Raw genomic sequence first — 25,870 nt, 5'->3', positions numbered from 1 at the left:
CGCTCATTTCAGAAGCCGCGACATCCGGCGGTCGGCGAGGACCTTGCCACCGGTCTGGCAGGTTGGGCAGTACTGGAAGGACCGGTCGGCGAAGGACACCTCGCGGACGGTGTCGCCGCAGACCGGACACGGCAGTCCGGTGCGCGCGTGCACGCGGAGTCCGGTGCGTTTCTCCGACTTCAACCGGGCGACGGTCTGCCCTTCGAGACGCCCCGTGGCGTCGGTGAGCACGGCGCGCATCGCGTCGTACAGGGCGCTCACCTGATCGGGTTTCAGGGTCTTCGACGATGCGAACGGCGACAGTCGCGCGGTGTGCAGGATCTCGTCGGAGTAGGCGTTGCCGATCCCGGCGATGGTGTGCTGGTCGGTGAGCACGTTCTTCACACGTCCGGTGGTACCGGCGAGGATCTCGGCGAAATGTTCCTCGGTCAGTTCCAGGGCGTCGGGGCCGAGCCCGGCGACGCGGTCGATCTCGGCGAGGTCGCGGACGAGCCACACCGCCAGCCGCTTCTGGGTTCCGGCCTCGGTGACGTCGAAGCCCTCGCCAGGTAGCCCGCAGTGCACCCGCAGCGCGATCGGCGACTTGCCGCCCGGGCGTAGCGGCTTGGGTGAGAGGTCCTCGCTCCACCGCACCCAGCCGGCCCTCGACAGGTGGATGACCAGCGACAGCTCGGGTTCGGATGCGGTCGCCGGCGGATTGTCCTGGTTCTGGCCGGGGATGGTCCGGATGACCAGGTATTTGCCCACCCGGCCGACCGATTCGACGATCCGGCCGGTGAGCGCGGTGTACGGCGGGTCGGCCGTCTTGAGCACGGACAAGGACGCGACGTCGACTCGCCGGATCGGGAGTCCGGCCGCGCGACCGTCGACATAGTCGGCGATGGCGGCCACCTCAGGGAGCTCGGGCATGCCACCAGTGTGCTCTAGTAAAGGGATGACTTCCCGACTTTCCGACGCCGAGCTGGCCGCCCGGATCGCCCAGGGAGCCGGGGAGATACTCCTCGGGATTCGTCATGGCGATCTGATGACCGGCAGCATGCTCGGCGATGTCGGCGACGCACTCGCCCAGGCCTGGATCTCCACCGTCCTGCGCAAACACCGTCCGCGCGACGCTGTTCTGTCCGAAGAAGCGGCCGATGTCGGCGACCGCGCGACGGCCCGGCGCGTGTGGATCATCGACCCGCTCGACGGCACAAGGGAATTCGCCGCGGGCAGTGCGGACTGGGCTGTGCACGTGGCGTTGACGGAGAACGGGACCGTCACCGAGGCTGCGGTGTCGCTACCCGCGACCGGTGAACTGTTCCGCGCCGACACCGTCGAGAAACCCGGCGGCGAACTGACCCGCCGCATGGTGACCTCGCGGTGGGGCGGCTCGTACGAGACGAGCTATGTGTCCAACCGACTCGGCCTGCAGATGGTTCCGGTCGGGTCGGCGGGCGCCAAGGCGATGGCCGTCGTCCGTGGCGACGCCGACGCCTACGTCCACGCCGGAGGCCAGTACGAGTGGGACAACGCCGCGCCGGTCGGGGTCGCCCTGGCGGCGGGCCTGCACTGCAGTCGCCTGGACGGTTCGGAGATCGTTTACAACAACCGCCACCCCTACATGCCCGATTTCGTGATCTGCCGCAGCGAGATCCGCGACGACATGCTCGCAGCCCTGCAGCAGATCTGGTGAACTTGCCGGTGTGAACGGAATCGGCGACGCCGTCGTCCGGATCGGCCCGGTTCTGGCGGTCGCGATCGTCGTGCTCGCCGTCGTCGCGGTGCTGGTGAACCGTCGAAGCGGTTTGGCGATCGACACTTCGGTGGCGACCCTGCGTGCCGTCGTCCAACTCGCCGCCCTTGCGGGCGTGCTCGCGGTGGTCGTTCCGCATCTGTGGGCGTCGGCCCTGTTCGTCGTCGTCATGGCCGTGGCGGCCGCGTGGACGTCGGCGCGACGGGTGCGGCGGGAGAACGCCGGTCTCGTCGTCATCGCACGATGCCTGGTGCCCGTGGCAGCACCGACCATCGCAATAGTCATCGTCTTGACCCTCGTGGGCGTCCTGCCTGCAAGGGGCATCGCGATCATCCCGACCGCCGGGATCCTGCTCGGCGGAGCCATGGTCACGACGTCACTCGCGGGTCGACGCGCTGTCGACGAGCTGGCAACGCGTCACGGTGAGGTCGAGGCCGCGTTGTCGCTGGGCCTGCTCCCCCGCGATGCCCGCCTCGAGATCTGCGCCGCCGCGTCGGCGAGCGCACTCATCCCCGGACTCGATCAGACCCGGGCGGTCGGACTGGTCACCATCCCCGGTGCCTTCGTGGGCATGGTCCTCGGCGGCGCGTCGGTGTGGGCGGCCGCGGCCATGCAGTTGTTTGTGCTCATCGCACTACTCGCCGTCAGTTCGATCGCCATGCTCGTCACCGTGGAATTGGTGGCGCGCGAAGATCTGTGATGCCCGTCAGAATGGCGGCGGGTCGGCCTGGTCGGCGAGGCGCTGAGCCTTGTTGCGGGCACGTTCGGCCCGCCGGCGCGCGTGTTTCTGTGCGAGCCGATTGGGTGTGGGCGGGGTGTCGTCGCCCGCGATCACCCGTGGTGTGGGTGGGGCCTGGGGTGGTTGCTCGTAGCGAATGCGCCGCAGGTTGGGGAACGAGTCTTCGAGGTTTTCGGCGTCGCCGGGGATGACGAACCCCTCCGGAGTGCGGTATTCGGTGACCAGGCGACCCTCGTCGTCGCGATACTGAACATCGACCCAATCACCGAACGTCTTGTGCAGGTGCCCGAACCGGCACTTCGCGTTCAGATTCTCACTCGACGTCGACCCACCCTGGGTGGGGTTGGTGCGGTCGTATTCGGTGACATGGTCGAGATCGGAGTCGAAAGCCGAACATCCGCAACCGGGTTCGGTGCAGTAGCCGTCACGAACACGCACGAAGTCGGAGCACGCAGCGGTGGGTCGATACGGATCGGCGGATTGTGCACCGGGATAGACGATCACCATGCCTGCCGGCGGGGCATCGGCCGATCTCGGCTCGACGGGGCTATCCGGACCGTCGGAAGTCTTTGTCGTCGGCCGCTCTGCGACAACGCGCGTCGGTGCGGTGCGGACCGGGGTGACGGGTGTGATGGTGGCGTCGGGCCGCTCGGCGAGGTCACGGACGTGCTCGTCGGAGACGATGCCGTGACCGTCGACCCAACCGATCCCTGGCGCCCCGGCCAGAGTGGCGGCGTCGGTGACGACGTGGATGACCGCCTCGGTGCTCACCGACCGGACCACCTTCGCCGGGTCGGGAATCTCGGCAGCACACTCGTCCCGTCGGCATTGGCAGTCGAAGACGGTGCCGGTCAACAGCGCGAACATCGCATCGGAGTTGCGCTGATTACGATTCCGACCATCCTGGGCACACACGGTGTCGGCGAGGGCTTTCACCGCTTTCGCGGCGATACGGATGTTTTCGGCGGCCATCACGCCGGTGATCTCACCGGTACCGTCGGTGAAGTTCTCGGTCCACATACCGCGCTTGTCCAACGCTTCACGACGCCGCTCCCGCACCGCGTCAGGATCGTGACGGAACACCAGGCGATCGACCATGTCACGCAGCTTCGGTGTGGTCCACGCGCCCTTGCGAGTCCGCACGATGCGTTCGATCTCGGTATCGAGGTCCGCGATGGCCGCGGCGTCGGAAATGAGGTCGGTGCGGGAGATGACCGTCTGGATCAACTGGCGCGACAGGATGCCGTCGCGCAGGGTGGTCAGCACTTTCGGTAACCGGTCCCGCAGGGCGAGCGCTTCACCCACCCACTGATCAGCCTGGTAGCGCGTAATGGCGGCTTCACGGCAGACCCGGGTCACCATCTCGGTGTAGCGGTCGATGAAGAACCCGCCCTGAGTGTTGACCACGAGCTGGTCGTAGACGGTGACGATCGACTCATACCGGCACCACGCCAGATACGCCTCACCATGGCGGATCGAACCGAACCGTTCCATATGGGTTGCGGTGTCAGACAATTCGGGGTGGGCAGCATCGACCCCGGCGAGAAACCCGCCCGGAAGATCGGTCCACTTGCTCACGCTGCCCCCACAACGTCTACAGCCCAACCTGGATGGCTGAATCTGTTACCAACCAATGTAGATCAACCCACCGACAAGATCGGATCGTCATCCACAGCCGGACGAATGTAAGAATTTGCGCAGCAGACGGTTACACCGAGCTGCGATCATGCGGGGCGGGAAGCCTTGCGCAACAGGTAGATGTCCATGATCCACCCGATGCGTTCGCGGGCGTCGGCTCGGGCTTCGACGATCTGCCCGGTCACGTCGCCCACCCGTCCGCTGATGAGGATCTCGTCGTCGGTGCCGACGTATGCGCCCCACCAGATGTGGTCGTCGGGGTCGGCGGTGTGGCGGAAGGCGAGATCGGCGTCGAGCATGACGATCTGGTTGGCGTCGGCACCGGCGGGGGTGTCGGCGAGGCGACGACCGGTGGTGATGTGGATCGGTTCCCCGACGCGGTTGGCGACGATGCCGTGCGCGGCGGTGAGCGCGCTGGCGCTTGTCACACCGGGGATCACCTCGACCGTGGGTTCGAGGTCGTCGCGTGCGGAGAGATCGTCGACGATGCGCAGCGTGCTGTCGTAGAGGGCGGGATCACCCCACACGAGGAAGGCCGCGACGCCGCCGTCGCCGACCTCGTCGCGCAGTGCGGTTGCGATCAGGTCCGCGCGTGCGGCGTGCCAGCGTCGGACCTCTGCGTCGTAGTCGGCGGGCGCGCGGTCGCGCGGTGGGTCGGGGATCTCGACGAGCGAATAGCCCTCGCGCGCATGGGCGTCGAGGATCACCCGGCGCGCGTCGAGAAGTCCGCTCTTCGCCGTTCCCTTTTCGAGGGCGAGGAACGCATCGACGTCGGACATCGCGTCGATGGCCTGCAGCGTGACCTGGCGTGGGCCGCCGGGACCGATCCCGATGACCCGCAGCGTGATTCGCACGGTCAGATCTTCACCTTGGGCAGTCCGTGTTTGCGTGCGGTCATGTCCAGGATCAGCTGGCGGGGCGCGAGCCGACGCAGGAAGAACACTACGCCGGCCTGATTACCTCTGGCGTAGAACGGTTTCGGATGTTCGGCGAGCGCGGCGTCGACGATCTGGGTGGCCATGTCCTCCGCACTTATCCCGGCGTCCTCGTTGCGGCGGGTGGCCGCGGCGAGGGTCTCGTACTCGGCGCGATACGGCGAGTTCTCACCGATGTGGATGGACCGGCGGTCGCCGATACCGGTCGCGATGGTGCCCGGTTCGACCGAGATCATCCGAATCCCGTACGGCGCCACCTCACGACGCGCAGCCAGCGCGAAGGCCTTCAGCGCCGACTTGGTCGCCGCGTAGTTGGACCGGAACGCGACCGGGAAGCTCGACAGCATCGACCCGACCATGACGACCGTGCCCCGTCGCCGCTCACGCATCCCGGGGAGGACCGCCTTGGTGAGGGCGACCGGCCCGAACACGTTGACACGGAACAGCTCTTCGATGGCCTGCATCGAGGTGTCCTCGAGTGCGCCCGCCTGCGATTCGCCGGCGTTGTTGACCAGGATGTCGACCGGACCGACGAGGTCGGCGCAGGCGGTGGCGGAGTCGTAATCGGCGTTGTCGAGGCGGACGTAGGTGACGCCGGGCATCGGGTTGCGCACGGCGTCCGGGTTCCGGGTGGTGCCGTAGACCCGAAGGCCGCGGGCGACGAACTGTCGGGCGACTTCGGCGCCGATGCCACTGGTCGCACCGGTGACGAGAACGGTCTGGGAGCTCACGCCCGCTACGGTATCGCAGCCCCTCGTCAGACGAGACGGTCGTAGCGGCGCGTGAGGATGCTCAGTTCGGCCGCGACCCGGTCGGTGTCGGGCCCGTAGGGACGCCTCGGATCGCGGGTCCACCAGTCGATGAAACGCTGGAGCGGCGCACGACTTCCGGCAGGCGTACGGCGGGTGAAGAACACGAGCGCCGCGACGGCCGGAACGACCACGGCGGCGAGAACGATGAGGGTGATTGCCATGGCAGTAATTCTCTGTCCGACTGATTACCGCCAACAGTGGCACAAACGTCAATGTCCGCAAATCTTCTGCCATACTGGCTTCATGCTGAAAACGGTCGGGGTTCTCCTCCACGGCAACGTCGCGATGTTCGAGTTCGGCGTCGTCCACGAGGTGTTCGGCCTCGACCGCACCGACGACGGCGTCCCCGGCTTCGACTTCCGTGTCGCCTCCCCCGACCCGTCGGTGCCGCTGCCCGTCGGGAACGGCGTGTCGATCCAGGTCTCGCACTCTGTCGACGAGTGCCGCGACGTCGACCTCGTCGCCATCCCCGGCGGAATGGTCGACGGCGACTACCCCGCGGAGATCCTCGACACCGTGCGCGCGGTGGTCGACAACGGCGGCCGCGTGCTGACGGTGTGTTCGGGCGCCTTCGTCGCCGGCGCCGCGGGCCTGCTCGACGGCCGACGCTGCACGACGCACTGGCGCTTCGGCAAGGAGCTGGCACGACAGTTCCCGAAGGCGAAGGTCGACACCGACGTCCTCTTCGTCGACGACGGCCCCATCACCACCAGCGCCGGCACCGCAGCCGGGATCGACGCGTCGCTGCACCTGGTCCGCGAGGCGTGGGGTCCTGGCGTCGCGAACCGGATCGCCCGTCGCATGGTCGTCTCACCGCACCGCGACGGCGGACAGCGACAGTTCGTCGATGCACCGATGCCCGCCTGCTCCGACGAAGGTTTCGGCGCACTGCTCAGTTGGCTGCTCGAACACCTCGACCGTGACATCAACGTCGACGACATGGCGGAACGGATGCACATGTCCGGCCGGACGTTCGCGCGGCGGTTCGTCGACGAGGTCGGGGTGTCACCGCGACGATGGCTCACCGAACAGCGCGTACTGGCCGCCAAGAACCTGCTGGAATCGACGGATGCGCCGGTCGAGGAGGTCGCGCGGCTGGTCGGATTCACCTCGGCGACCCTGCTCCGTCACCACTTCGCGGCATCCGTGGGGGTCTCGCCGCTGGTATATCGGCGTCGCTTCACGAAATCCGCCGCGACCTCATAGCTCTAACCCGCGCAGAGCGCAGGTTCGAGCCAGGAAATGGCAAGTGGTGCCCTCGGTAGGATTCGAACCTACGACCTACCCTTTAGGAGAGGGTTGCTCTATCCCCTGAGCTACGAAGGCGCAGTAACCAGGCCGGCGCGCGGCACCGCGTGACGACCACACGGCAGTCTACGTCAGCGCTCGACGCCGACCGCACCATCTCCATCCGGCACCCGCTTCCGATCGTCGCTATAGTCGACAGGAGGCACGAACCGGGCAATTCGGGCTGTGATTGTCGCCACTGGATCCACCCCGGCATTGGGGTTCCTGCCAGATTCGGCCCGTACACTTCGGTCGGGTAACAGTTTGGTCAACCGGGGAGGTCTTTGCGTTGGTGCACGCAGCGGGCTCGGCGCGCACCGCCGACAGCGAGACCGGCACGTCTGCGGAGTCGGACACGACCGGCGTCGCGCCGGCGACGACGACCCCGGCTGCCACCCCGTTCGGGAAATCGCGCTCTCGCGCTCACACCGCCGACTTCGTGCGCGTGTTCTTGTTCACCTTCGTGGTGGTCGCGCACAGTGTGAACGCGATCAACGGCGGACCCGACGAGGTCCGCGGCGCCAATCTGGTCGGCACCCTGTGCCACCTCACCCGTTACGGGTTCGTCGCAGTGACGCTCTACGTCCTCGTGCTGAGCATGCAGGGGCGCGAGATGTCGCCGGTGCAGTTCTGGCGTCGTCGCTTCGGCCTGGTCGTCGGCCCCTATCTCGCCTGGACGCTCATCTACGCGGTCACCGATCACGTGATCATCCGGGACAACCCTTTCCCGCCCGCCGGCGAGTGGCTCTCCGGGCTCGTGCACGACCTGTTCGTCGGCGAGGGCAAGTACCAGCTGTACTTCCTGCTGATCTCGATGCAGATCTATCTGTTCTTCCCGCTCATCTCATGGATCTTCGACCGCGGCCGCAACCGGCCGTGGCTCCTGCTGTCCGGTGGCGCGCTCATCCAGATCACGATGTTCGTCATCTACCAGTACCTGCCGCGGCCGTCGGGCGCCGCCTGGGACGTCGCCTATCACCACCTCTGGAAGACGCTGCCGATGTACGCGCTGTTCGTCGCCATGGGTGTGCTCGCGGCGCAGCACCAGCAGGCCGTGGACAAGTGGCTGCGTGAACACATGGCCACGGTGGTGCTCGTCGCCGCGGGATGTGCGGCCTTCACCGTCGCCGGTTACCTGCTGGCGACCTCGCCGGGCAATGTCCCGTGGAAGGCGAACACCGCCTGGAATCCGGTGTCGCTGCCGTGGCTCGTGGGCGGGTTCGCCCTGCTGTGGCTGATCGGTCTCGTCTGGGACGATCGGCGCGCAGCGGGACGACCGGCCGCGGCGAAGTTCGTCTCGCAGGCGACACTGCGCGCGTTCGGCGTGTTCGCCGTGCACCCGCTCATCCTCGACGTCCTCGGGCGCGTCGGCTTCCTCAGCGGACTGTTCGAGTGGTTCCCGCACTCCGCGATCCTGCGGTCGCTGATCCTCATCGCGGTCGTTCTCAGCAGTTCGCTGATCGTCGTCGACCTGCTGCTGCGTCTCCCGTTCAGCAAATGGCTGACCGCCCGGCCCCGCATCCCCCTGCTGCCGAAACGGCGCGAGAAGAAACAGGACCGAGCGGTCGGAGCCGAAACCTCGTAGCCTCGTCGGCGGCTGAGAGGGGTTGACCGCCGGTGGGGGTCGAGGTCGACCCGTTCGGGGCGTCGGACCACTTCTGCACGGGCTACTTGTACTTGGGTTGTTGAACACCGGGATCTCGATGTTGATCGGCATCCGCAGTTCCGACATGTAGAAGAGTACGAACTGGCGGAGGAATTCGTCGATCATCCAGTACGCCTCGCGCGGCATGCCGACGTTCAACAGGCCTTCACGGACCAGGACATACGGCGTCCAGGCGGTCTCCAGCAGCGGCGTCCACACGGGTTCGCGCGGGATGTTCAGCCCGTCGGCGGCCTTGTCGCCGAGCATGAACCGGGTCAATGCCCCGAGCACTCCGCGCGAGAGCAGGGTCAGGTCCAGATTCATGCCGAGGTCGAGCAACATGTCCGCGAGCTTGCGGCCCTCCGGCGTGGGGTGCTGGATCGGGTCGAGCACCTGCTTCGCCTGGGATTCGGCCGCATTCCACGACGCCGGGATGTATTCGTCCTTGACGCCCAGCATGTGTGCGGTGATCTGCCACGAGTGCAGGAATCCTGCCGATTCGTCGGCGGCGATCGGCACCTGCCATTTGCGGAAGTTGCGCATCACGGTGGTCGGCAGGCTGTGCCAGGTCACCATGATGTCGGCCTGGCTGATCGGCACGTCCTCCGACGCAGAGTGCACCCAGTGCGGCGACTGCGGAAGGAGATGTCGGACGCCGGCATGCGCCATCCGGGTCTTCAGGCAGGTCACGACCATCTCGCCGCCGGGCTGGTAGGCGTTGAGCGAGCCGATGTCGTAGCCGAGTTTGGCGGTCTTGGAGATGCGGTCCTTCAGATCCCATCCGCCCTTGGAGTAGTAGACCGCACGCGCCTCCTTGGGGATGAGGGTGCTCATCATGCCGCTCGCGAAGCCGTAGATGACGCCGAGATACGTGCCGCGCTTCTCGTTGAACTTCACCGCGTCGGCCAGCTTGGACTGGTCGGTCCACGATGGGAGCTGCCGTGCGTGCTCCATGAAGTCGCGCAGCTCCGGCGGCAGCCCGGCCGGCAGCGGCTGCGCGTTCTTGTGCCAGGTCCGCAGCAGCTTGTTGACCTTCGGCGCCTGACCGCTGTCGATGACCTTGGCGATCACCGGGTCGGCCTCGTCGTCCCAGAGTGTGCGCGGGTCGGTGCCCGCGCCGCGGCCCGGCAGCGAGTTCGCGGGCGACCACGTCCACGGTGTCGCCGGAGCCACCGCGGCCACCGCGCCGGCTGCCCCGACCACTCCTCCGGCCTTGAGTAGCCTGCGTCTGTTCAGATCTTCCATGACCCCGTCCCATCTAGTCCGATGTATCAATGTGACAATTCTCGTAACCTTGTATCCTTGATAGCATCGAGTGACTCAGGACACACCGACATTCTCGGATTTGCGATCATTGATCCGGGCAGATCGATCGCCACAGGAAGGGAATCGCCGATGCAGTTGTCCGCAGCAGACATCCCGAATCCGGGCATGATGCCGGCCGGCTCGTCGTCGAGTTCGGTCATCCACCGCGCGTTCCTCGGGTCGGTGAACCCCACCGACACCGAATCCGATCCGACCGCCGAACGCCTCCTCGACGCCGCCTTCGACCTTTTCTGCCGACTCGGCATCCAGCGGACCCCGATGGAGAAGGTCGCCAAGAACGCGGGCGTGACGCGGGTGACCCTCTACCGGAAGTTCGCCACCAAGGACGCCTTGGTGGACGAGGTGGTGCTGCGCGAGTTCCGGCGCTACTTCGACCAGTTCCGCACCGACATCCCGGCCGCGCAGACGGTCGCCGAGCGCGTGGTCGTCGGATTTGTCGGATCATTGCGGGCCGTCGCGAGCAACCCCCTGATCAGCGGAATGGCCGACTCCGAATCGAGCATGCTCATCGAATCGATGATCGGCGACGACGGCCTCCTGCTGTCCGTGGTGCAACAGTTCGTGGCCGCCCAGCTACGGCGAGAACAGTTGGCCGGCAACATCTCCGAGGACCTCGATGTCGAGATCGTGGCCGAGATGATGGTGCGCATCTCGGCGTCGTTCCTCACCGTGCCGAGTCGCGTCGTCGACATCACCGACGACGCCCAGCTGGCCGACATCGCGAGACGATTCCTCGTCCCGATGCTCGATCCGCCACGCTGACGGCTCCCGGCTGGGACAATCGTCGGATCACTTTCCAGCTGAGGGGAGTTCCGCGATGCGTTCGTGGTCGGTCATCGTCATCCTCGCGGTCTCCCAATTCGTGATGGTGCTCGACAGCACCGTCATGAACGTGTCGATCTCGGTCGTGGCAGCCGATCTCGACACTTCGATCACCGGCATGCAGGCCGCGATCACGTTCTACGCTCTGACGATGGCGGCGTTCATGTTGACCGGCGGCAAACTCGGCGACCTCATGGGTCGCGCGCGGGCCTTCAAGATCGGTGCCGTCATCTACGGGATCGGTTCCCTCACGACCGCTTTGAGCCCCAACCTGACCGTCCTGATGCTGGGCTGGTCCCTGGTCGAGGGACTCGGCGCAGTGCTCGTGATCCCCGCGATCGCCTCCCTGGCCGCCATCAACTACACCGGAAAGGCACGGGTCACCGCGTTCTCGGTCCTCGGCGCGGTGACCGGACTCGCCGCCGCCGTCGGCCCGTTGCTCGGCGGCCTGATGACCACCTACGCCTCGTGGCGTTACGTCTTCGTCGCCGAGACGGTGGTCATGGTCGTCGTCCTGTTCGCGGCGGCGTTGATCCACGACGTCGAACGCGACCGCGACGTACGGATCGACCCGCTCAGCGTCCTCGCATCCTCCGGCGGCCTGGCCCTCATCGTCTACGGAGTGCTGCAGTCGAAGACCTGGGGGTGGCTGAAGCCGCAGCACCCGCCGGAGGTCGGCGGCACCGAGATCGCCCCGCTGGGCGTCTCGCCGGTCGCCTACCTGTTGCTGATCGGTGTCGTCGTGCTCTGGTTGTTCGTCGATCGTCAACGCACGCTTGCCCGTACCGGCCGGCAGCCACTGCTCCGCGTCGAACTGCTGCGGATCCCCGCGTTGCGCAGCGGCCTCGGCGGATTCCTCGCCCAGTACTTCGCGATCGCCGCCCTGTTCTTCGTGGTGCCGGTCTACCTGCAGACGATGCTGGGGCGCGATGCGCTGCAGACCGGGGTCAAGATCCTGCCGCTCTCGGTGGGCCTGGTCTTGTTCTCGGTTCTCGGATCGTGGCTCACCGCACGACGCTCCGCCCGCTTCATCGCCCGCGGCGGACAGATCATCATGGCCCTCGGCGTCCTCTTCGTGATCGCCGCGGTCGGGGTCGACCTGCGGAGTGTGGCCTTCGCCATCGGGATGTTCGTCGTCGGAGCGGGTTTCGGCCTTCTCGCCTCCCAGCTCGGCAACGTCAACATGTCCGCGGTCGAGGAGAAGGACACCTCCGAGGTCGGCGGGCTGCAGGGCACCTTCCAGAACCTCGGCTCGTCGTTCGGGACGGCGGTGGCGGGTTCGGTGTTCATCCTCCTGCTGTCGTCGGGTTTCCTCTCCGCCGTCGGCAACACCGAATCACTGTCCGCCACAGAGCAACAGCAGATCACCTCGACCGTCGACGACGCCGGGGTACCGATCATCTCGGCGGATCAGGCACGCACCCTGGTCCTGGACTCCGGCGGCTTGGACTCCGGCGGCTTGGAGTCCGGCGCCCAGGCCGTGTCCGACGCCTATGCCGACGCGCAGGTCGCCGCAATCCAGCAGGCCCTGTTCATCGTGTTCGTCCTGCTCGTGCTGGCTCTGCTCTTCTCGAAGAACCTGCCGAACCGCGTCGTCACGCACGACGACGACGACGCGGCCGACGGGGTCACCGGAACCTGAGGCGTGCTCAGCCCCGGGCAGCCACGTTCTTCACGATGGTGGACTCCGTGTGCTTGATGGCCTGGGCGGCGAACGGCCCGACGATGCCACCGAGCACTCGACCCGCGATACCGCCCGGCAGGGTGTAGCTGAACTCCACCTGCAGCTCGGTGCCCGTGTCGGCGTCGAGGAACCGCCAGGTGGTGTCGGCCTGGAAACCCTCGATCGCCTTGAGCTCGATCAGTTCGTCGACGACGTACCGGGTGCATTCCACAACCGACTTGAGCTTCTTGGGACCGACGTCGATCGACAGCTCGAAGACGGAGCCCAGGCCCTGGGTCTGTTCGGTCCTCGGCTCGAAGCGGGTCACCCCCATCAGGTACTCGGGAACGTTCTGGTACCCGCCGACGTACTGGAAGACCTTGTCCCGAGGTGCATCGACCACGGCCTGATGACGTACCACTCCCACGCTCTACCCCGTTCTCGCGTGCCCGGCCGGTGTGGCCGTGCTGTTCCCGATCGACACTATCCGGTCGGCACCGCCTCCGGGTGCGGGACACGGCCGACCGATTTGACCGCCGTCGTCGGGTCGGATATTCTTTCAGACGGTGTCGACGTCAACGGGCGGATGGTCCGAACTCCTCGCCCGTGAACACCGCGCCGCGGTGTCGGTCTTCGCCGGCGGCATCCTCGTCTTCGCCATCAACACCTTCCTCACCTCGGCCTCGTTGCCCAGCACCGTCGCCGACATCGGCGGCGAACAGTTCTACGCCTGGGTCGTCACGGTCTTCCTGATCGCCTCCGTCGTGGCGTCGATGTTGGTCACACGCGCGCTGGCGCAGTTCGGCGCACGGGGCGCCTACCTGATCGGCTTCTCCGCGTTCGCCGCGGGTTCGCTGGTCTGCGCGCTCACCCCGACCATGCCGATCCTGTTGGCCGGCAGGCTGATCCAGGGACTCGGTGGCGGACTGCTCACGGGCCTGGCGTTCGCGGTCGTGCAGATCGCACTGCCGCAGCGCATCTGGGGCCGGGCCGTGGCTCTGATCTCGGCGATGTGGGGTGTCGGGAACATCGTGGGGCCCGCGATCGGCGGTATGTTCGCCGAGGTCGGACTGTGGCGCGGTTCCTTCTGGTTCCTCACCGTGGTCACGCTTGCCATCGCCGCGGTGGCCGGGCAGGTGCTCCCGCGAGGTCGCGGCTCCGACGAACGGCACCCGTTGCCGTGGGCGTCGCTCGCCGCGGTGACCGTCGCGGCCGGGGCCGTCTCGGTGGCCGCGGTCTCCGGTTCGACGACGGCGGTCGTGGTTCTCGGCGCCGTCGCGCTGCTCGCCCTCGCCGGGTTCGTCGCCGTGGACCGACATGGCGACACCGGCCTGCTCCCCCGCCTCACCTATTCGGTGGGCAATCCGCTCAAGTGGATCTATCTCTCGATCGCGGTGTTGGCGGCCGGGTCGACCGCCGAGGCCTTCCTCCCTCTGTTCGGCCAGCAGGTCGGCGGCCTGTCCCCATTCGCCGCGGGCCTTCTGCCGGCCGCGCTGTCGACCGGGTGGACGGTCGCGCAGATCGCCAGCAGCACGTGGGCCCGCGGCCGTTCGGCGTCGGCGGCCCGCATCGCGGGGCCGGCGTTCCTCGCCGCAGGCATGGCCGGTTACGGCCTCCTCCAGTCCTCGACCGCACCGATCGCGATCGCCGGTTGGTACGCCTGCCTCGTCGTCGCCGGCATGGGCATCGGCATGGCCTTCCCGCACATCGCGACCGCCGCCATGGGCATCACCACCGATCAGGCCGAGGCCGCTCGGGCGTCGGCCGGTATCAACTCCGTGCAGATGGTCGCCAACACCGTCGGGTCGGCAGCCGCCGGTCTGCTCGTCAGCTTCGGCGCCGATGCAGTCGGATCGGCACGACTGCTGACGTTCGGTTTCGCCTGTCTCGCGGTGATCGGGGTGGGCATCGCCGTTCGGTCGGTCCGGTCTGCCCGGTGACCGTACGCTGAGGTCCATGAGACGCCGTCGGGGAAGTCCTCATCCCGGATCCCGGGGCCTCCGGCTGACGGTGGCCGCGGTCGCCGCAGCACTGGTCGTCGCCTCGTGCGGAACCGACACCGACGAGCCTTCCGCCGCGCCGGTCACCTGCGCGGAGATCCCGAACGGCGAACTGATCGACGCGCAGGAGGTCTCGGCCGCCCCCACCGACATCGCGACCCGACCCGAGATCGCTTCGGGCTACCGGAGCGGGATGAAACCGGTCGTCACCGGGACCTACGCCGCGGCGACGGCCAATCCGCTGGCCACCCGCGCGGCGTGCGAGGTGTTGCGCGACGGTGGGACTGCGGCCGATGCCCTGGTGACCGCGCAGATGGTGCTCGGTCTCGTAGAACCGCAGTCGTCGGGTATCGGCGGCGGCGCCTTCGCCCTCTACTACGATGCGGCGTCGAACTCGGTGCGCGCCTTCGACGGCCGCGAGACGGCCCCCGCGGCTGCCACCGAGACCTACCTGACGCAGATCTCCCCCACCGACCCCGCACCACCCGTGCCGAGTGCCCGCGCCTCGGGACGATCGATCGGCGTCCCCGGCGTGCTGCGGATGCTCGACATGGTCCACGGCGAGTACGGCAAGCAGACCTGGCGTGACCTGTTCACCCCGGCGATCACTCTGGCGGACAGCGGTTTCGAGATCAGCCCGCGGCTGGCCGGGGCGATCGCCGCCTCCGCGCCTGACCTGAAGGCCGACCAGGAAGCCCGCACCTACTTCCTGACCGACGAGGGCACGGCGAAGCCCGCGGGCACCGACCTGGTCAACCCCGCCTACGCGAAAACCCTTGGTGTACTCGCCACCGACGGCGCCGACGCGATGTACGACGGCCCGCTCGCGCAGGCGATCGTCGCCGAGGCGGGCAGCACCGCGGGCGGTCTGACGCCCAGCCTCATGACCGTCGACGACCTCCGCAACTACCGGGCGGTCACCCGCGATCCCATCGTGACGGGATACCGCGGCCGCCAGATCGTGGCGATGCCCGGACCATCGTCGGGCGGCATCGCCGTCGCCTCCACGCTGGGCATCCTGGAGAACTTCGACCTGCCGTCGATGCGACCCACCGAGTCAGACGGCGACGCCGAGGCGAGCCGGGACGGTGGCCGGCCGGATCCCGCAGCGGTGCACCTGATCACCGAGGCCGAGCGACTCGCCTATGCCGACCGTGACAAGTACGTCGCCGACCCGGATTTCGTGCCGCTGCCGGGACGCGGCGTCGAGACCATCCTCGATCCCGCATATCTGCAGGCGCGCGCCGGGTTGATCAAACCCGATTCCTCCCTGGGTGAGGCACCGGCCGGGGACCTCGGTCCGGTCCCGCTCGGTTCGCATCCCGGCAACGAACACGGCACCAGCCACATCACCGTCGCCGACCGCTACGGCAACGTCGCATCGATGACGACGACCATCGAATCGGCGTTCGGCAGCTACCACATGGTCGACGGCTTCCTGCTCAACAACCAGCTCACCGACTTCGCGGCCGAACCGCGCGACGACGACGGCGCCCTGCTCGCCAACCGGGTGTCCCCCGGTAAGCGTCCGCGGTCGTCGATGGCGCCGACCCTGGTGATGCAACCGGGCACCGACGGCGCGCCGGCACAGGTGATCGCCGCGCTGGGTTCGCCGGGCGGATCGGTCATCATCCAGTTCGTCGTGAAAACCCTTGTCGGAATGCTGGACTGGGGCCTGAACCCGCAGCAGGCGGTGTCGATGATCGACTTCGGCTCGGCCAACACCCCGACGTCGAACGTCGGTGGCGAACACCCACTGGTCGACACCGCCGACGACGGCGCGCACGATCCGCTGGTGCGGGGCCTCCGCGAACGGGGCGAAGAGGTGTCCGTCGACGAACAGTCCAGCGGTCTCAGCGCGATCATGCGCCACGACTCCGGGTGGATCGGCGGCGCCGACCCGCGTCGTGAAGGTGCCGTGATGGGCGACGACGCCACGCTGCAGTGACCTGCTGAGTAGTCCGAACGGACGAATTGTGCCGAGACACCTGCCGGGACACTAGTTTTCCTCAGCGTCACACGGGGGCAACGGGGCGCATACACCCAGCTCATAGCGTCGAGTCGCTCGCAACCAGCGACAACCTAGCGACGTCGTCGTGCCGACCTGCCGGTGGTCGACGATAAACACCAGGAGTAACCATGAGTGGCAGCATGTCCCGCCGTCAGGCCATCGAGGCCGTGACGACCTACGAGGTGTCGGCACCCGGATTCACCGAGCCGTTGGCAGACACCTTCGGACGCAACGTGTTCAGCTTGTCGGTCATGAAGAAGCGCCTGCCGAAGCATGTCTTCAAGGCGGTTGCGGCAACGATCGACACCGGTTGCCCGATGGACCCGACCCTCGCCGACTACGTCGCGGTCGCGATGAAGGACTGGGCCATCGAGAAGGGCGCCACCCACTACGCGCACGTCTTCTACCCGCTCACCGGATTCACGGCGGAGAAGCACGACTCGTTCCTCGAACCCGATTCGAGCGGTGCGTCGCTCGCCGAGTTCGCCGGCAAGACGCTGCTGCAGGGTGAGCCCGACGCGTCGAGCTTCCCCAACGGCGGTCTGCGCGGCACCTTCGAGGCCCGCGGTTACACCGGCTGGGACGTCACGAGCCCGGCGTACATCCTGGAGAACCCGAACGGCAACACCCTGTGCATCCCCACGATCTTCATCTCGTGGACCGGTGAGGCACTGGACAAGAAGACCCCGCTCCTGCGCAGCCAGCAGGCCATGAGCAAGCAGGCAATGCGTCTGCTGAAGCTCTTCGGCCACGAGAACGTCGACACCGTCGTCTCCTACGCCGGCGCGGAGCAGGAGTACTTCCTGATCGACGAGCACTTCTTCTACGCGCGCCCCGACCTGATGACCTCCAACCGCACCCTGTTCGGCGCCCCGCCGTCGAAGGGTCAGGAGTTCGACGACCACTACTTCGGCGCCATCCCCGAACGCGTGCTGTCGTTCATGATCGAACTCGACCGCGAGCTGTTCAAGCAGGGCATCCCGGCCAAGACCCGCCACAACGAAGTCGCCCCCGGCCAGTTCGAGATCGCACCGGTCTTCGAGCGCTCGGTGCTGGCCCATGATCACCAGCAGCTGATGATGACCACGATGAAGGCGGTCGCGGAGAAGTACGGCATGAAGTGCCTGCTGCACGAGAAGCCGTTCTCCGGCGTCAACGGCTCGGGCAAGCACGTCAACTTCTCACTCGGAAATGCCAACCAGGGCAACCTGCTCAACCCCGGCGACACCCCGCACGAGAACATGCAGTTCCTCACCTTCTGCGGTGCGATCATCCGCGCCGTCCACTCCTACGGCGGCCTGCTGCGCGCCGCCGTCGCGTCGGCGTCGAACGATCATCGTCTGGGTGCGAACGAGGCTCCGCCGGCGATCATCTCGATCTTCCTCGGCGAGCAGCTGATGGACGTCTTCGAGCAGATCGCCAAGGGTGGCGCCACCGGTTCCAAGACGGCCGGCGTCCTCGAGCTCGGCGTCGACACCCTACCGCCGCTGAAGGCCGACCCGGGCGACCGCAACCGCACCAGCCCGTTCGCGTTCACCGGCAACCGATTCGAGTATCGCGCACCGGGTTCCAACCAATCGATCTCCGACCCGATGGTCGCGATCAACACCATCCTGGCCGACTCCATCGACTACATCTCCTCCGAACTGGAGAAATTGCTCGCCGACGGCGCCGACCTCAACGACGCCGTGCAGAAGGTGCTGCAGGAGATCGTCAACGCCCACGGTGCCGTGATCTTCAACGGCAACGGCTACTCCGACGAGTGGCAGGAAGAGGCCGCCGCGCGCGGTCTCAAGAACCTCCGCACCACCGTCGACGCCGTCACCGAGTACACCGCACCCGAGGTCGTCGAGATCTTCGAGAAGTACGGGGTGCTGTCGGCCCGTGAACTCGAGGCCCGCGAGGACGTCATCTTCGAGTACTACGGGCTCACCATCCTCGTCGAGGCCAAGGAGACCGCGGAGATCGCGAAGACGATGATCATGCCGGCCGCGATCCGCTACCAGGGCGAGCTCGCCGGCACCGCCGCGTCACTGAAGATGGCCGGGATCGAATCTCCCACACCGCTTCTCACCGAGATCACCGAACTGATCGGCACACTGCACGCCGCCGTGGTCACCCTCGACGAGGGCATCGCGGGTATGCACGGCGAGAGCACCTACGAGGAGTCGAAGTACGCACTCGAGACGCTGATCCCGGCGATGGCCGCGGTGCGCGAGGTCGCGGACACGCTCGAGAGCATCGTCGCCGACGACCTCTGGCCGCTGCCCACCTACAACGAGATGCTCACGATCCTCTGACATCTCGGGTACTCACCCGAGCTGGAAACCGCCCCTGAGGTCGACCCTCCACGGCGGCGCCGAAGACATAGTGTCGTCGGTGCCGCTGCACAGGGTGGTTTTCGGGGGCGGTTTTCAGCTCCTACCGCACCCGCAACGACAATGCCACGACGAGCCGGGTCGCCGGGTCCTCGAGGTCCATCCCGGTGAGGGTCTCGATGCGTCGGATGCGGTAGCGCAACGTGTTCGGGTGGACGTGCAGATCGTTGGCGGCCGACCGGACGTCGCCGAAACGGTCGAGGTAGGCGCGCAGGGAGACGGTGAAGTCGCTACCGGTGCGGGCGTCGAGGTCGGCGAGGTCAGAGACCCGCGGGTCGACGAGGTCGGGGTTCTCGGCGAGGAGCGCGACGATCTCGCCGAGCAGGACCCCGGTGCGTGAGCCCGCGACGGTGGTGACGTCGTCGATCAGTTCGCCTTCGAGGGAAGCCGCGTCGAGCACGCGGTCGATCTGGCTGCGCAGTTCGGGTACCGCGGCGAGGGTGTGGGGTCCGGCGACCACCGCGCGGATGCGCAAACCGAACTGCCGCTGCGTCACCTCGACGGACACCTGCGCCCATTCGACCGCGGCATCGTCCGTCACACCGGGGAGCACCACGTAGGCACGGTCGCCGATGGTCGAGGTCACCGACAGCGGACTGAACGCGCTGGCGTGCAGGGTGAGCGCGGAGATGCGAGTGGCGTTCTCCGACAACGGCACCGAGGCGTCTTCGGCCGAACCGGTCGTCGCGAATCCGACGAGGACCACTGCGACGGACGGGTCGACGCCGAGCTGAGCGGCGAGTGCGTCGACGTCGATGATGTCGCCGCGCGCGCCGAGGAGCCGACGGACCAGTTCGTCGTGTTCGGTGCCCGCGGATCGACGACGGGCGATCACCCGGGCGGCGACCGCGGCCGCTCCGGTGAGCACCTCGTCAGTGTCGTCGGCGAACGGTCCGGCACCGCGCTGCAACCAGACGACCCCCAGAAACTCGGCCGTGCCCGGGGCCCGGATCGCGACCGCGCGGCGTTCCCGCAGGCCGAGGTCGGTTCGCGCGTCGACCGCGACCACCCGCGCCGACGTGCGCAGCGCGTCCATCACACCCCACTGCCGAAGCCAGGCGAGCATCTCCGGCGGGCCCTCGCGGCCGAGGATCGACAACCGTCGCAGATCGTCGGCCTCGTCGCCGGCCGTGCTGTAGGCCAGCACGTGCGATCGCTCGTCCTCGATGCTGACCAGTCCGCCGGTGCGCCGTGCGACCTCGGCCGCGAGTTCGAAGAGATCACCGGTGGCGCCCGACTCCATCGACTCGCCGTCGTCCGGCGAACGCCGCGCGGTGTCGAGGACGCGCGACACGAGGTTGTAGATGCGCTCCCACCGGGCGTGCGGGTCGATGGCGACGACCGCGATACCGAGTCGATCGGCGAGGTCGGTGAGGGTCGCCGACGACGTCTTGCTCATGACGGCGACGGGGCGATGGATGCCGAGGCCGGCCAGCAGTTCGGTGCTCACCTCGTCGGGCAGGCCGACCAGCAGGAACACATCGGCCGACCGTGCCGCGCGACCGAGGCCGAAGTGGACGTCGTCGATGTCGATCATCGCGAGGCTCCGCACCGGCACGTCGAGTCCCTGCGGTGCGGTGACCAGGGTCGCCACCGTCCGGTCCAGGGCCAGGATGAGACGCCCGAGCGCGACGCCCGGAGATTTGTCCATACGGACAAGGCTACGGCTGTCCGGTTTGCCGATCGGCCATATCGCGGGAACGCCCTCCGCAGGTGAACTGACGTCATGGACGCCATCACCACTCCCCCTCGCCCGGTCAACGAGCCGGTGCACACCTACGCCCCCGGGTCGCCCGAGCGCACCCGGATCGTCAACGAACTCACCCGCCAGTCCAGCGCCGGCCGGCGCGAGCTGCCGCACATCATCGGCGGTCGCCTGCATCTCGGGCACGGCGATCAGATCGACGTCGTGCAGCCGCATGCGCACCACGAGGTGCTCGGATTCCTCACCAACGCCACGCACGACGACGCCCGTGCGGCCGTCGACGCCGCGATGGACGCAAAGGACGACTGGGCGCACACCAGCTTCGACGACCGGGCCGCGGTGATCCTGCGCGCGGCCGAACTGCTGTCGGGGCCGTGGCGTGAACGGATCGCCGCCGCGACGATGCTCGGCCAGTCGAAGTCGGTGCAGCAGGCCGAGATCGACGCGCCCTGCGAGCTCGCCGACTTCTGGCGGTTCAACGTCGCTTTCGCACGCGAGATACTCGCCGAACAACCGGTGTCGTCACCGGGTGTCTGGAATCGGCTCGATCAGCGTCCGCTCGACGGATTCGTCTACGCGGTCACCCCGTTCAACTTCACCGCCATCGCCGCGAATCTGCCGACGGCGCCGATGCTGATGGGCAACACCGTGATCTGGAAGCCCTCTCCCACACAGGCGTATTCGGCGCAGTACACGATGGCACTCCTCGAAGCCGCCGGACTGCCTCCCGGAGTCATCAACCTCGTCCACGGCGACGGACGTGCCGTGTCGGATGTGGTTCTCGCCGACGAGAACCTGGCCGGAATCCACTTCACCGGATCGACCACGACCTTCCAGTACCTGTGGCGAGCGGTCGGCAACAACATCGACAAGTACCGCAATTACCCGCGCCTGGTCGGCGAGACGGGCGGCAAGGACTTCATCGTCGCCCATTCCTCCGCCGAACCGCACGCTCTCCGAACGGCATTGATCCGCGGCGCGTTCGAGTACCAGGGCCAGAAGTGCTCGGCCGCCTCACGCGCCTACATCGCCCGGTCGGTGTGGGACAAGATGGGTAACGACTTCCTCGGCGAGACAGCCGAAATCACCTACGGTGACGTCCGCGACCTGTCGAACTTCGGTGGCGCCCTGATCGATCAGCGTGCCTTCGACAAGAACATCGCGGCGCTGCGGCGCGCCAAGTCCTCGCCGCAGGTCACCGTCGCCGTCGGCGGGCAGGTCGACGACACGGTCGGGTACTTCGTGCGCCCCACCGTGTTGCTGTCCGACGACCCGCGGGACGAGTCGTTCTCCACGGAGTACTTCGGCCCGATCCTGGCGGTGTACGTCTACGACGACGCCGACTACGAGACCGTGCTCGACCTGGTCGACACGACGGCGAAGTACGCGCTGACCGGCGCGGTCATGGCGACCGACGTCGCGGCGGTCGCTCTCGCGTCGGACCGGCTCCGCAATGCGGCCGGAAACTTCTACATCAACGACAAGCCGACCGGTGCCGTCGTCGGCCAACAGCCGTTCGGTGGCGGTCGGGCGTCGGGCACGAACGACAAGGCGGGGTCGAAGCAGAACCTGTTGCGCTGGACGTCGAGCCGCACGATCAAGGAGACGTTCACACCGCCGACCACGACCCGGTACCCGCACATGAGCACCGACTTCACGGGGGTCTCCAGTTGAGCACGCTCTTCGACACCCTCCTGCGCCCGACGATCACCGCCGCGGCGCGCAGCGAACGGATCAAACAGACCTCGCAGCGATGGTCGGTGACCGAGAAGGTCGTGCGCCGGTTCGTGCCCGGCGAAACGCTCGACGACGTCCTCGCCGCCATCCGAGGAGAACTCGACGACGGGCTGGCGGTGACCATCGACTTCCTCGGCGAGGACACCGTCGACGAATCACAGGCCGACGCCACGGTCGCCGCCTATGTGTCTCTGCTGGAAGCGATGCCGGGCCTGGGTCCGGTACGTCCGGGTGCGCTGGAGGTGTCGGTGAAACTCACTGCGCTGGGTCAACGGCTGCCCGAACACGGCGCCAAGATCGCCGAGGAGAACGCCCGGACCATCGCCGCGGCAGCGCACCACGCCGGGGCACTGATCACCATCGACGCCGAGGATCACGCGACCGTCGACGAGCGTCTGGCCATCGTGCGGTCACTGCGACAGGATTTCCCCGAGGTCGGGACCGTGCTGCAGGCGTATCTGCGTCGTACCGAGGCCGACTGCGCCGAGTTCGCGGCAACGGGCGCACGAATCCGGTTGTGCAAGGGCGCCTATGCCGAACCGCCGGCGGTCGCCTACCCCGACCGTCACCAGGTCGACGAGGCCTACCTCCGCTGCCTGCGAATCCTGATGAAGGGCAACGGCTATCCGATGGTCGCCAGCCACGACCCGACGATGATCGAGGAGGCCTCGATCCTGGCGGCGGAGTTCGACCGCGCCCCCGGCACGTGGGAGCACCAGATGCTGTACGGCATCCGGGTTGACGAGCAGCGACGGCTCGTCGAGTCGGGCGCCCGAGTGCGCGTGTACATCCCATACGGCACCGAGTGGTACGGCTACTTCGTCCGTCGCCTCGCGGAGAGACCGGCGAATCTCGGCTTCTTCTTGCGGGCGCTGGCCGGGTAGAGCGCCGAACTCCCGCGTCAGGGGTGACGATCTCGCAGGGATATTCGAAGCCCATCAGTAACCGGTGAACGAGTCGGTGTGGATACGCCACGGACGCAACCTGGTCGACGGATCGAGATGCCGGATCGTCGACGAGGTGCGTTCGACGAATCCCGGTGTGCCCGACACGTAGTAGTGCGCACCCGCGATGTCCGGACCGACGAGCTCCGCCAGACGGTCGGGATCGTCGACGCCGTCGGCGAGTTCCGGCGCGATGACCGTGACCACCCGTGCCGAGGCCCCTCTGGCAGAGTCCAACTCGTCGTCGTAGACGGTCCGTTCCGACGAGCGCAAGACATGGACCACGGTCAGTCCCGACAGGTCGGCGCCGTCAAGCGACCGCACCATCGACACGAACGGCGTGATCCCGATACCCGACGCGAGGAGCACGACCCTGCCCTTGGCCGGAAACACCCGCGGGAGGACGAAGTCGCCACCGATCTCGTCGACCCACGCGCGCCGGGCACGGCCGTCGATGAGGGCGGCCTTGAACGACGACGGCACCCCCGCGACCGTGAAACCGAACTCGACCGGCGCCTCCCTCGGCGCGGACACGAACGAGAACACCCGGCGCGAACCGGTCCACACCGGCGCCGACCACCGCGGCACACTCACACTCGACCACTGCCCCGCCCGGAACGACGGTGCGCCACCGGCGGGTTCACCGCGCAACACGTAGGTGCGGTCGGCCAGTGACGCGGTCTCGACGTCGAGGCGCACCCGGCGCGCGGTGCGCGTCGCCAGGCGTACTGCGAAGGCGTACAGGCTGCCGACGAGCAGAGCGATCTCCGGCACGAAAGCCAGTGTGTACGAGTCGGTCACCTCGACCGTGTACTGGCAGTGCATCAGCACCCCGACCAGGGCCGCGTAGATCAGCCGATGCGGCTGTCGCGCCGGAGATGTCAGCGGTTCGGGCAGCATGACGGCCGCGACGAAGAGCATCGGCGACGACACGACCCACGTCGACAGATCCTGGCCGCCGCGAACCAGTTCGACCACGCCGATCGTCACCAGCGACGCGACGAGGAACACGGCCACGAGGAGCCACTCGCGGACCAGGGTGACCACGGCCGCGCCGATGACGATCATCGGGATCAGCAGCGGCTCGGCCGCCACCCACCAGAACGGGTAGCTCAGTCCGTCGACACCGGCGTAGGCCAGCGCATAACAGCCGACGGCGCCGGCGACCGCCGGGTTCAGGATCAGCCGTCGACGCCATGCCAGAACGTATTTCGACGCCGCGGCGATCACCGCCGCCGTTGCGACGGTCGCGACCGCGGTGTCTACCGAACCGCCGGGCACCACGAAGAACAGGATCAGTCCGGTGATGAGCCACGAATCGGAATTCGGCGGCACCCGGAACACGGCCGCTAACAGATAGGTGGCCAGGCCGCTCACCCCGACCGCCACCAGCAGCCACACCGCGAGTTCGTCTGGTCCGTAACCGAAGTCGGCGTCGACCGCAGACACCACGAAGGCCGCGACCGCGAGAAGGACCAGCCCGCACAACACCGCCCGGTACGGGGTCAGGTGTCGCCGCGTGGCATCGAACGGCGCGAGGATCCGCGGGAAGAACGCGGTGGGTCTGGTCGTCGAAACGCCGGTCGTCACAGGAACAACTCCAATCCGGGGATCGCGGTGTGTTCGACACTGCCGTTGCGCCGGACGGTCACGTGATGAAAACCCTCCGCGTGATGGTCGAAGTCGCCGCGCAGGAACGCGGCCGGGGTGAAGAACAGCGCGGTCGCCAGCCCGTCGGCCTCCATCGCCGACGGTGCGATCACCCACGTGGCCAGCACCTCCCTTGCAGGTGAGGCGGTGCGGGGGTCGACGATGTGATGCCAGTCCGCCCACACCCGACGATTGCTCGCCGACGCGCAGATCGCCCCGGCGTCGAGCGTGACCACGCCGATCGCCTTGGTCGGGTCCATCGGGTGCTCCAGCGCCACCCTCAGCCCGCGGGTGCGGGGTGAGACGACCATGTCGCCACCGGCGTCGACGACGAAGTCATCGGTGGCCCGCCCAACGATCTCCGCCACCCGGTCGGCCGCGAAACCCTTTCCCGCCGCACCGACATCGAGCAGCGCGGGTTGGCGCAGTTCCAGCGCGCCGTCATGCCCGGCGATCACCTCGTCCCAACCCGGGATCCCGGCCACCCGGGCGGCGGGCCGCAGGGTGTAGTCCGCGTCGTAACCGGCGTCGGCAAGGGTCTGTCCGACCAGCGGTGTGACCGCACCGCGGGTCAGCCGATAGAGCCTGCGGTACCAGTCGACGAGCGGCTGATCCGACTCCGCGATCGGGTGGCGTCCGGCCGTCCGCGCCATCTCGGCGACCGCCGAGTCGTCGCGGAATCTCGACCACGCCAGGTCGATTCGGTCGATCTCGGCGCGCACCGCGTCGACGACGTCGTCGGGCAGTGGCGCCGGTGTCGTGACCGTCCACCGGGTACCGATGGCGTCGAACACCCAGTCATGGATGGCTGCAGGAGAATTCATGCCGGGGGTGGTCACGCCG

General features: G+C 67.6%; 20 protein-coding genes, 1 tRNA gene and 1 pseudogene. 11 read left to right on the top strand and 11 right to left on the bottom strand.

The window, feature by feature from the left end; all coding sequences use genetic code 11:
* Nucleotides 1–3: 3 nt before the first annotated feature.
* Nucleotides 4–909 carry an Fpg/Nei family DNA glycosylase gene (locus GOALK_RS15310; protein ID WP_006359740.1) on the bottom strand — a complete coding sequence of 302 codons (906 nt, stop codon included), beginning with the start codon at nucleotides 907–909 and terminating at the stop codon, nucleotides 4–6.
* A gap of 25 nt (nucleotides 910–934) precedes the next feature.
* On the opposite strand from GOALK_RS15310, the gene GOALK_RS15305 reads away from it, so the two are divergent.
* Together GOALK_RS15305 and GOALK_RS15300 are read left to right on the top strand one after the other, a co-directional pair.
* On the top strand, nucleotides 935–1,675 hold the full coding sequence (locus GOALK_RS15305; protein ID WP_006359739.1) for a 3'(2'),5'-bisphosphate nucleotidase CysQ: 741 nt from the start codon (nucleotides 935–937) through the stop codon (nucleotides 1,673–1,675).
* Between the two features lie 10 nt (nucleotides 1,676–1,685).
* A complete protein-coding gene (locus GOALK_RS15300; protein ID WP_006359738.1) occupies nucleotides 1,686–2,435 on the top strand; it encodes an ABC transporter permease in 750 nt (249 codons plus the stop codon).
* A 6-nt stretch (nucleotides 2,436–2,441) separates the two neighbouring features.
* Here GOALK_RS15300 and GOALK_RS15295 read toward each other — a convergent pair whose 3' ends face one another.
* The 4 genes from GOALK_RS15295 to GOALK_RS15280 form a co-directional block, all read right to left on the bottom strand.
* Nucleotides 2,442–4,052 (bottom strand): DUF222 domain-containing protein, encoded by a 1,611-nt coding sequence (locus GOALK_RS15295; RefSeq protein ID WP_006359737.1) that lies wholly within the window; start codon nucleotides 4,050–4,052, stop codon nucleotides 2,442–2,444.
* A 146-nt stretch (nucleotides 4,053–4,198) separates the two neighbouring features.
* Nucleotides 4,199–4,966 (bottom strand): precorrin-6A synthase (deacetylating), encoded by a 768-nt coding sequence (cobF, locus tag GOALK_RS15290; protein ID WP_006359736.1) that lies wholly within the window; start codon nucleotides 4,964–4,966, stop codon nucleotides 4,199–4,201.
* A 2-nt stretch (nucleotides 4,967–4,968) separates the two neighbouring features.
* Nucleotides 4,969–5,778, bottom strand: coding sequence for an SDR family oxidoreductase (locus GOALK_RS15285; protein ID WP_006359735.1), 810 nt, complete (start codon nucleotides 5,776–5,778; stop codon nucleotides 4,969–4,971).
* Nucleotides 5,779–5,804: 26 nt separating this feature from the next.
* Complete coding sequence (locus tag GOALK_RS15280) at nucleotides 5,805–6,020, bottom strand: hypothetical protein (RefSeq protein ID WP_006359734.1); 216 nt, start codon at nucleotides 6,018–6,020, stop codon at nucleotides 5,805–5,807.
* 82 nt (nucleotides 6,021–6,102) lie between these two features.
* Between GOALK_RS15280 and GOALK_RS15275 the strand changes: the two genes are divergently transcribed.
* On the top strand, nucleotides 6,103–7,065 hold the full coding sequence (locus GOALK_RS15275; protein WP_006359733.1) for a GlxA family transcriptional regulator: 963 nt from the start codon (nucleotides 6,103–6,105) through the stop codon (nucleotides 7,063–7,065).
* A 44-nt stretch (nucleotides 7,066–7,109) separates the two neighbouring features.
* Here GOALK_RS15275 and GOALK_RS15270 read toward each other — a convergent pair.
* Nucleotides 7,110–7,185 (bottom strand) — tRNA-Arg (locus tag GOALK_RS15270).
* A gap of 253 nt (nucleotides 7,186–7,438) precedes the next feature.
* Here GOALK_RS15270 and GOALK_RS15265 point away from each other — a divergent pair.
* Entirely contained in the window at nucleotides 7,439–8,731 is a 1,293-nt protein-coding gene (locus GOALK_RS15265; protein WP_006359732.1) for an acyltransferase, read from the top strand.
* A gap of 93 nt (nucleotides 8,732–8,824) precedes the next feature.
* Here GOALK_RS15265 and GOALK_RS23555 read toward each other — a convergent pair.
* A pseudogene (locus GOALK_RS23555) lies at nucleotides 8,825–10,036 on the bottom strand (oxygenase MpaB family protein); the annotation flags it as partial.
* A 150-nt stretch (nucleotides 10,037–10,186) separates the two neighbouring features.
* Between GOALK_RS23555 and GOALK_RS15255 the strand changes: the two are divergent.
* Complete coding sequence (locus GOALK_RS15255) at nucleotides 10,187–10,879, top strand: TetR/AcrR family transcriptional regulator (RefSeq protein WP_006359730.1); 693 nt, start codon at nucleotides 10,187–10,189, stop codon at nucleotides 10,877–10,879.
* Between the two features lie 55 nt (nucleotides 10,880–10,934).
* Nucleotides 10,935–12,581: an MFS transporter gene (locus GOALK_RS15250; protein WP_006359729.1), complete on the top strand. Its 1,647-nt coding sequence runs from the start codon at nucleotides 10,935–10,937 to the stop codon at nucleotides 12,579–12,581.
* Between the two features lie 7 nt (nucleotides 12,582–12,588).
* Here GOALK_RS15250 and GOALK_RS15245 read toward each other — a convergent pair whose 3' ends face one another.
* Nucleotides 12,589–13,029, bottom strand: coding sequence for an SRPBCC family protein (locus GOALK_RS15245; RefSeq protein WP_035754830.1), 441 nt, complete (start codon nucleotides 13,027–13,029; stop codon nucleotides 12,589–12,591).
* Between the two features lie 139 nt (nucleotides 13,030–13,168).
* On the opposite strand from GOALK_RS15245, the gene GOALK_RS15240 reads away from it, so the two are divergent.
* From GOALK_RS15240 to GOALK_RS15230, 3 genes are all read left to right on the top strand, one after another.
* A complete protein-coding gene (locus GOALK_RS15240; RefSeq protein ID WP_035754832.1) occupies nucleotides 13,169–14,542 on the top strand; it encodes an MFS transporter in 1,374 nt (457 codons plus the stop codon).
* Between the two features lie 16 nt (nucleotides 14,543–14,558).
* Nucleotides 14,559–16,550: a gamma-glutamyltransferase family protein gene (locus tag GOALK_RS15235; protein ID WP_035754834.1), complete on the top strand. Its 1,992-nt coding sequence runs from the start codon at nucleotides 14,559–14,561 to the stop codon at nucleotides 16,548–16,550.
* 191 nt (nucleotides 16,551–16,741) lie between these two features.
* Entirely contained in the window at nucleotides 16,742–18,913 is a 2,172-nt protein-coding gene (locus tag GOALK_RS15230; RefSeq protein ID WP_006359725.1) for a glutamine synthetase III family protein, read from the top strand.
* A 121-nt stretch (nucleotides 18,914–19,034) separates the two neighbouring features.
* On the opposite strand, the gene GOALK_RS15225 is transcribed toward GOALK_RS15230, so the two are convergent.
* On the bottom strand, nucleotides 19,035–20,642 hold the full coding sequence (locus GOALK_RS15225; RefSeq protein WP_006359724.1) for a PucR family transcriptional regulator: 1,608 nt from the start codon (nucleotides 20,640–20,642) through the stop codon (nucleotides 19,035–19,037).
* 75 nt (nucleotides 20,643–20,717) lie between these two features.
* Between GOALK_RS15225 and pruA the strand changes: the two genes are divergently transcribed.
* Nucleotides 20,718–22,370, top strand: coding sequence for an L-glutamate gamma-semialdehyde dehydrogenase (gene pruA, locus GOALK_RS15220; RefSeq protein ID WP_006359723.1), 1,653 nt, complete (start codon nucleotides 20,718–20,720; stop codon nucleotides 22,368–22,370).
* On the top strand, nucleotides 22,367–23,317 hold the full coding sequence (locus tag GOALK_RS15215; RefSeq protein ID WP_006359722.1) for a proline dehydrogenase family protein: 951 nt from the start codon (nucleotides 22,367–22,369) through the stop codon (nucleotides 23,315–23,317). The genes pruA and GOALK_RS15215 overlap by 4 nt, the downstream gene beginning before the upstream one ends.
* Nucleotides 23,318–23,371: 54 nt before the next feature.
* Here the strand turns inward: GOALK_RS15215 and GOALK_RS15210 are convergent, their stop codons facing one another.
* Together GOALK_RS15210 and GOALK_RS15205 are read right to left on the bottom strand one after the other, a co-directional pair.
* Nucleotides 23,372–24,967 (bottom strand): oxidoreductase, encoded by a 1,596-nt coding sequence (locus GOALK_RS15210; RefSeq protein WP_006359721.1) that lies wholly within the window; start codon nucleotides 24,965–24,967, stop codon nucleotides 23,372–23,374.
* Entirely contained in the window at nucleotides 24,964–25,851 is an 888-nt protein-coding gene (locus GOALK_RS15205; protein ID WP_081474354.1) for an FAD:protein FMN transferase, read from the bottom strand. The genes GOALK_RS15210 and GOALK_RS15205 overlap by 4 nt, the downstream gene beginning before the upstream one ends.
* Nucleotides 25,852–25,870: the final 19 nt, after the last annotated feature.

This window comes from Gordonia alkanivorans NBRC 16433 (assembly GCF_000225505.1).
GTDB classification, from domain to species: domain Bacteria; phylum Actinomycetota; class Actinomycetes; order Mycobacteriales; family Mycobacteriaceae; genus Gordonia; species Gordonia alkanivorans.
The sequence above is the reverse complement of the archived record's forward strand: the minus strand, read 5'-3'. Positions and strand labels throughout refer to the sequence as shown.

Bases quoted from the DNA above. Each gene is read 5' to 3' on its own strand.
- GOALK_RS15305 (WP_006359739.1), top strand. From the start codon at position 935: ATGACTTCCCGACTTTCCGACGCCGAGCTGGCCGCCCGGATCGCCCAG.
- GOALK_RS15255 (WP_006359730.1), top strand. From the start codon at position 10,187: ATGCAGTTGTCCGCAGCAGACATCCCGAATCCGGGCATGATGCCGGCC.
- pruA (WP_006359723.1), top strand. From the start codon at position 20,718: ATGGACGCCATCACCACTCCCCCTCGCCCGGTCAACGAGCCGGTGCAC.
- GOALK_RS15280 (WP_006359734.1), bottom strand. From the start codon at position 6,020: ATGGCAATCACCCTCATCGTTCTCGCCGCCGTGGTCGTTCCGGCCGTC.
- GOALK_RS15230 (WP_006359725.1), top strand. From the start codon at position 16,742: ATGAGTGGCAGCATGTCCCGCCGTCAGGCCATCGAGGCCGTGACGACC.
- GOALK_RS15310 (WP_006359740.1), bottom strand. From the start codon at position 909: ATGCCCGAGCTCCCTGAGGTGGCCGCCATCGCCGACTATGTCGACGGT.
- GOALK_RS15205 (WP_081474354.1), bottom strand. From the start codon at position 25,851: ATGAATTCTCCTGCAGCCATCCATGACTGGGTGTTCGACGCCATCGGT.
- GOALK_RS15235 (WP_035754834.1), top strand. From the start codon at position 14,559: ATGAGACGCCGTCGGGGAAGTCCTCATCCCGGATCCCGGGGCCTCCGG.
- GOALK_RS15275 (WP_006359733.1), top strand. From the start codon at position 6,103: ATGCTGAAAACGGTCGGGGTTCTCCTCCACGGCAACGTCGCGATGTTC.
- GOALK_RS15250 (WP_006359729.1), top strand. From the start codon at position 10,935: ATGCGTTCGTGGTCGGTCATCGTCATCCTCGCGGTCTCCCAATTCGTG.
- GOALK_RS15225 (WP_006359724.1), bottom strand. From the start codon at position 20,642: ATGGACAAATCTCCGGGCGTCGCGCTCGGGCGTCTCATCCTGGCCCTG.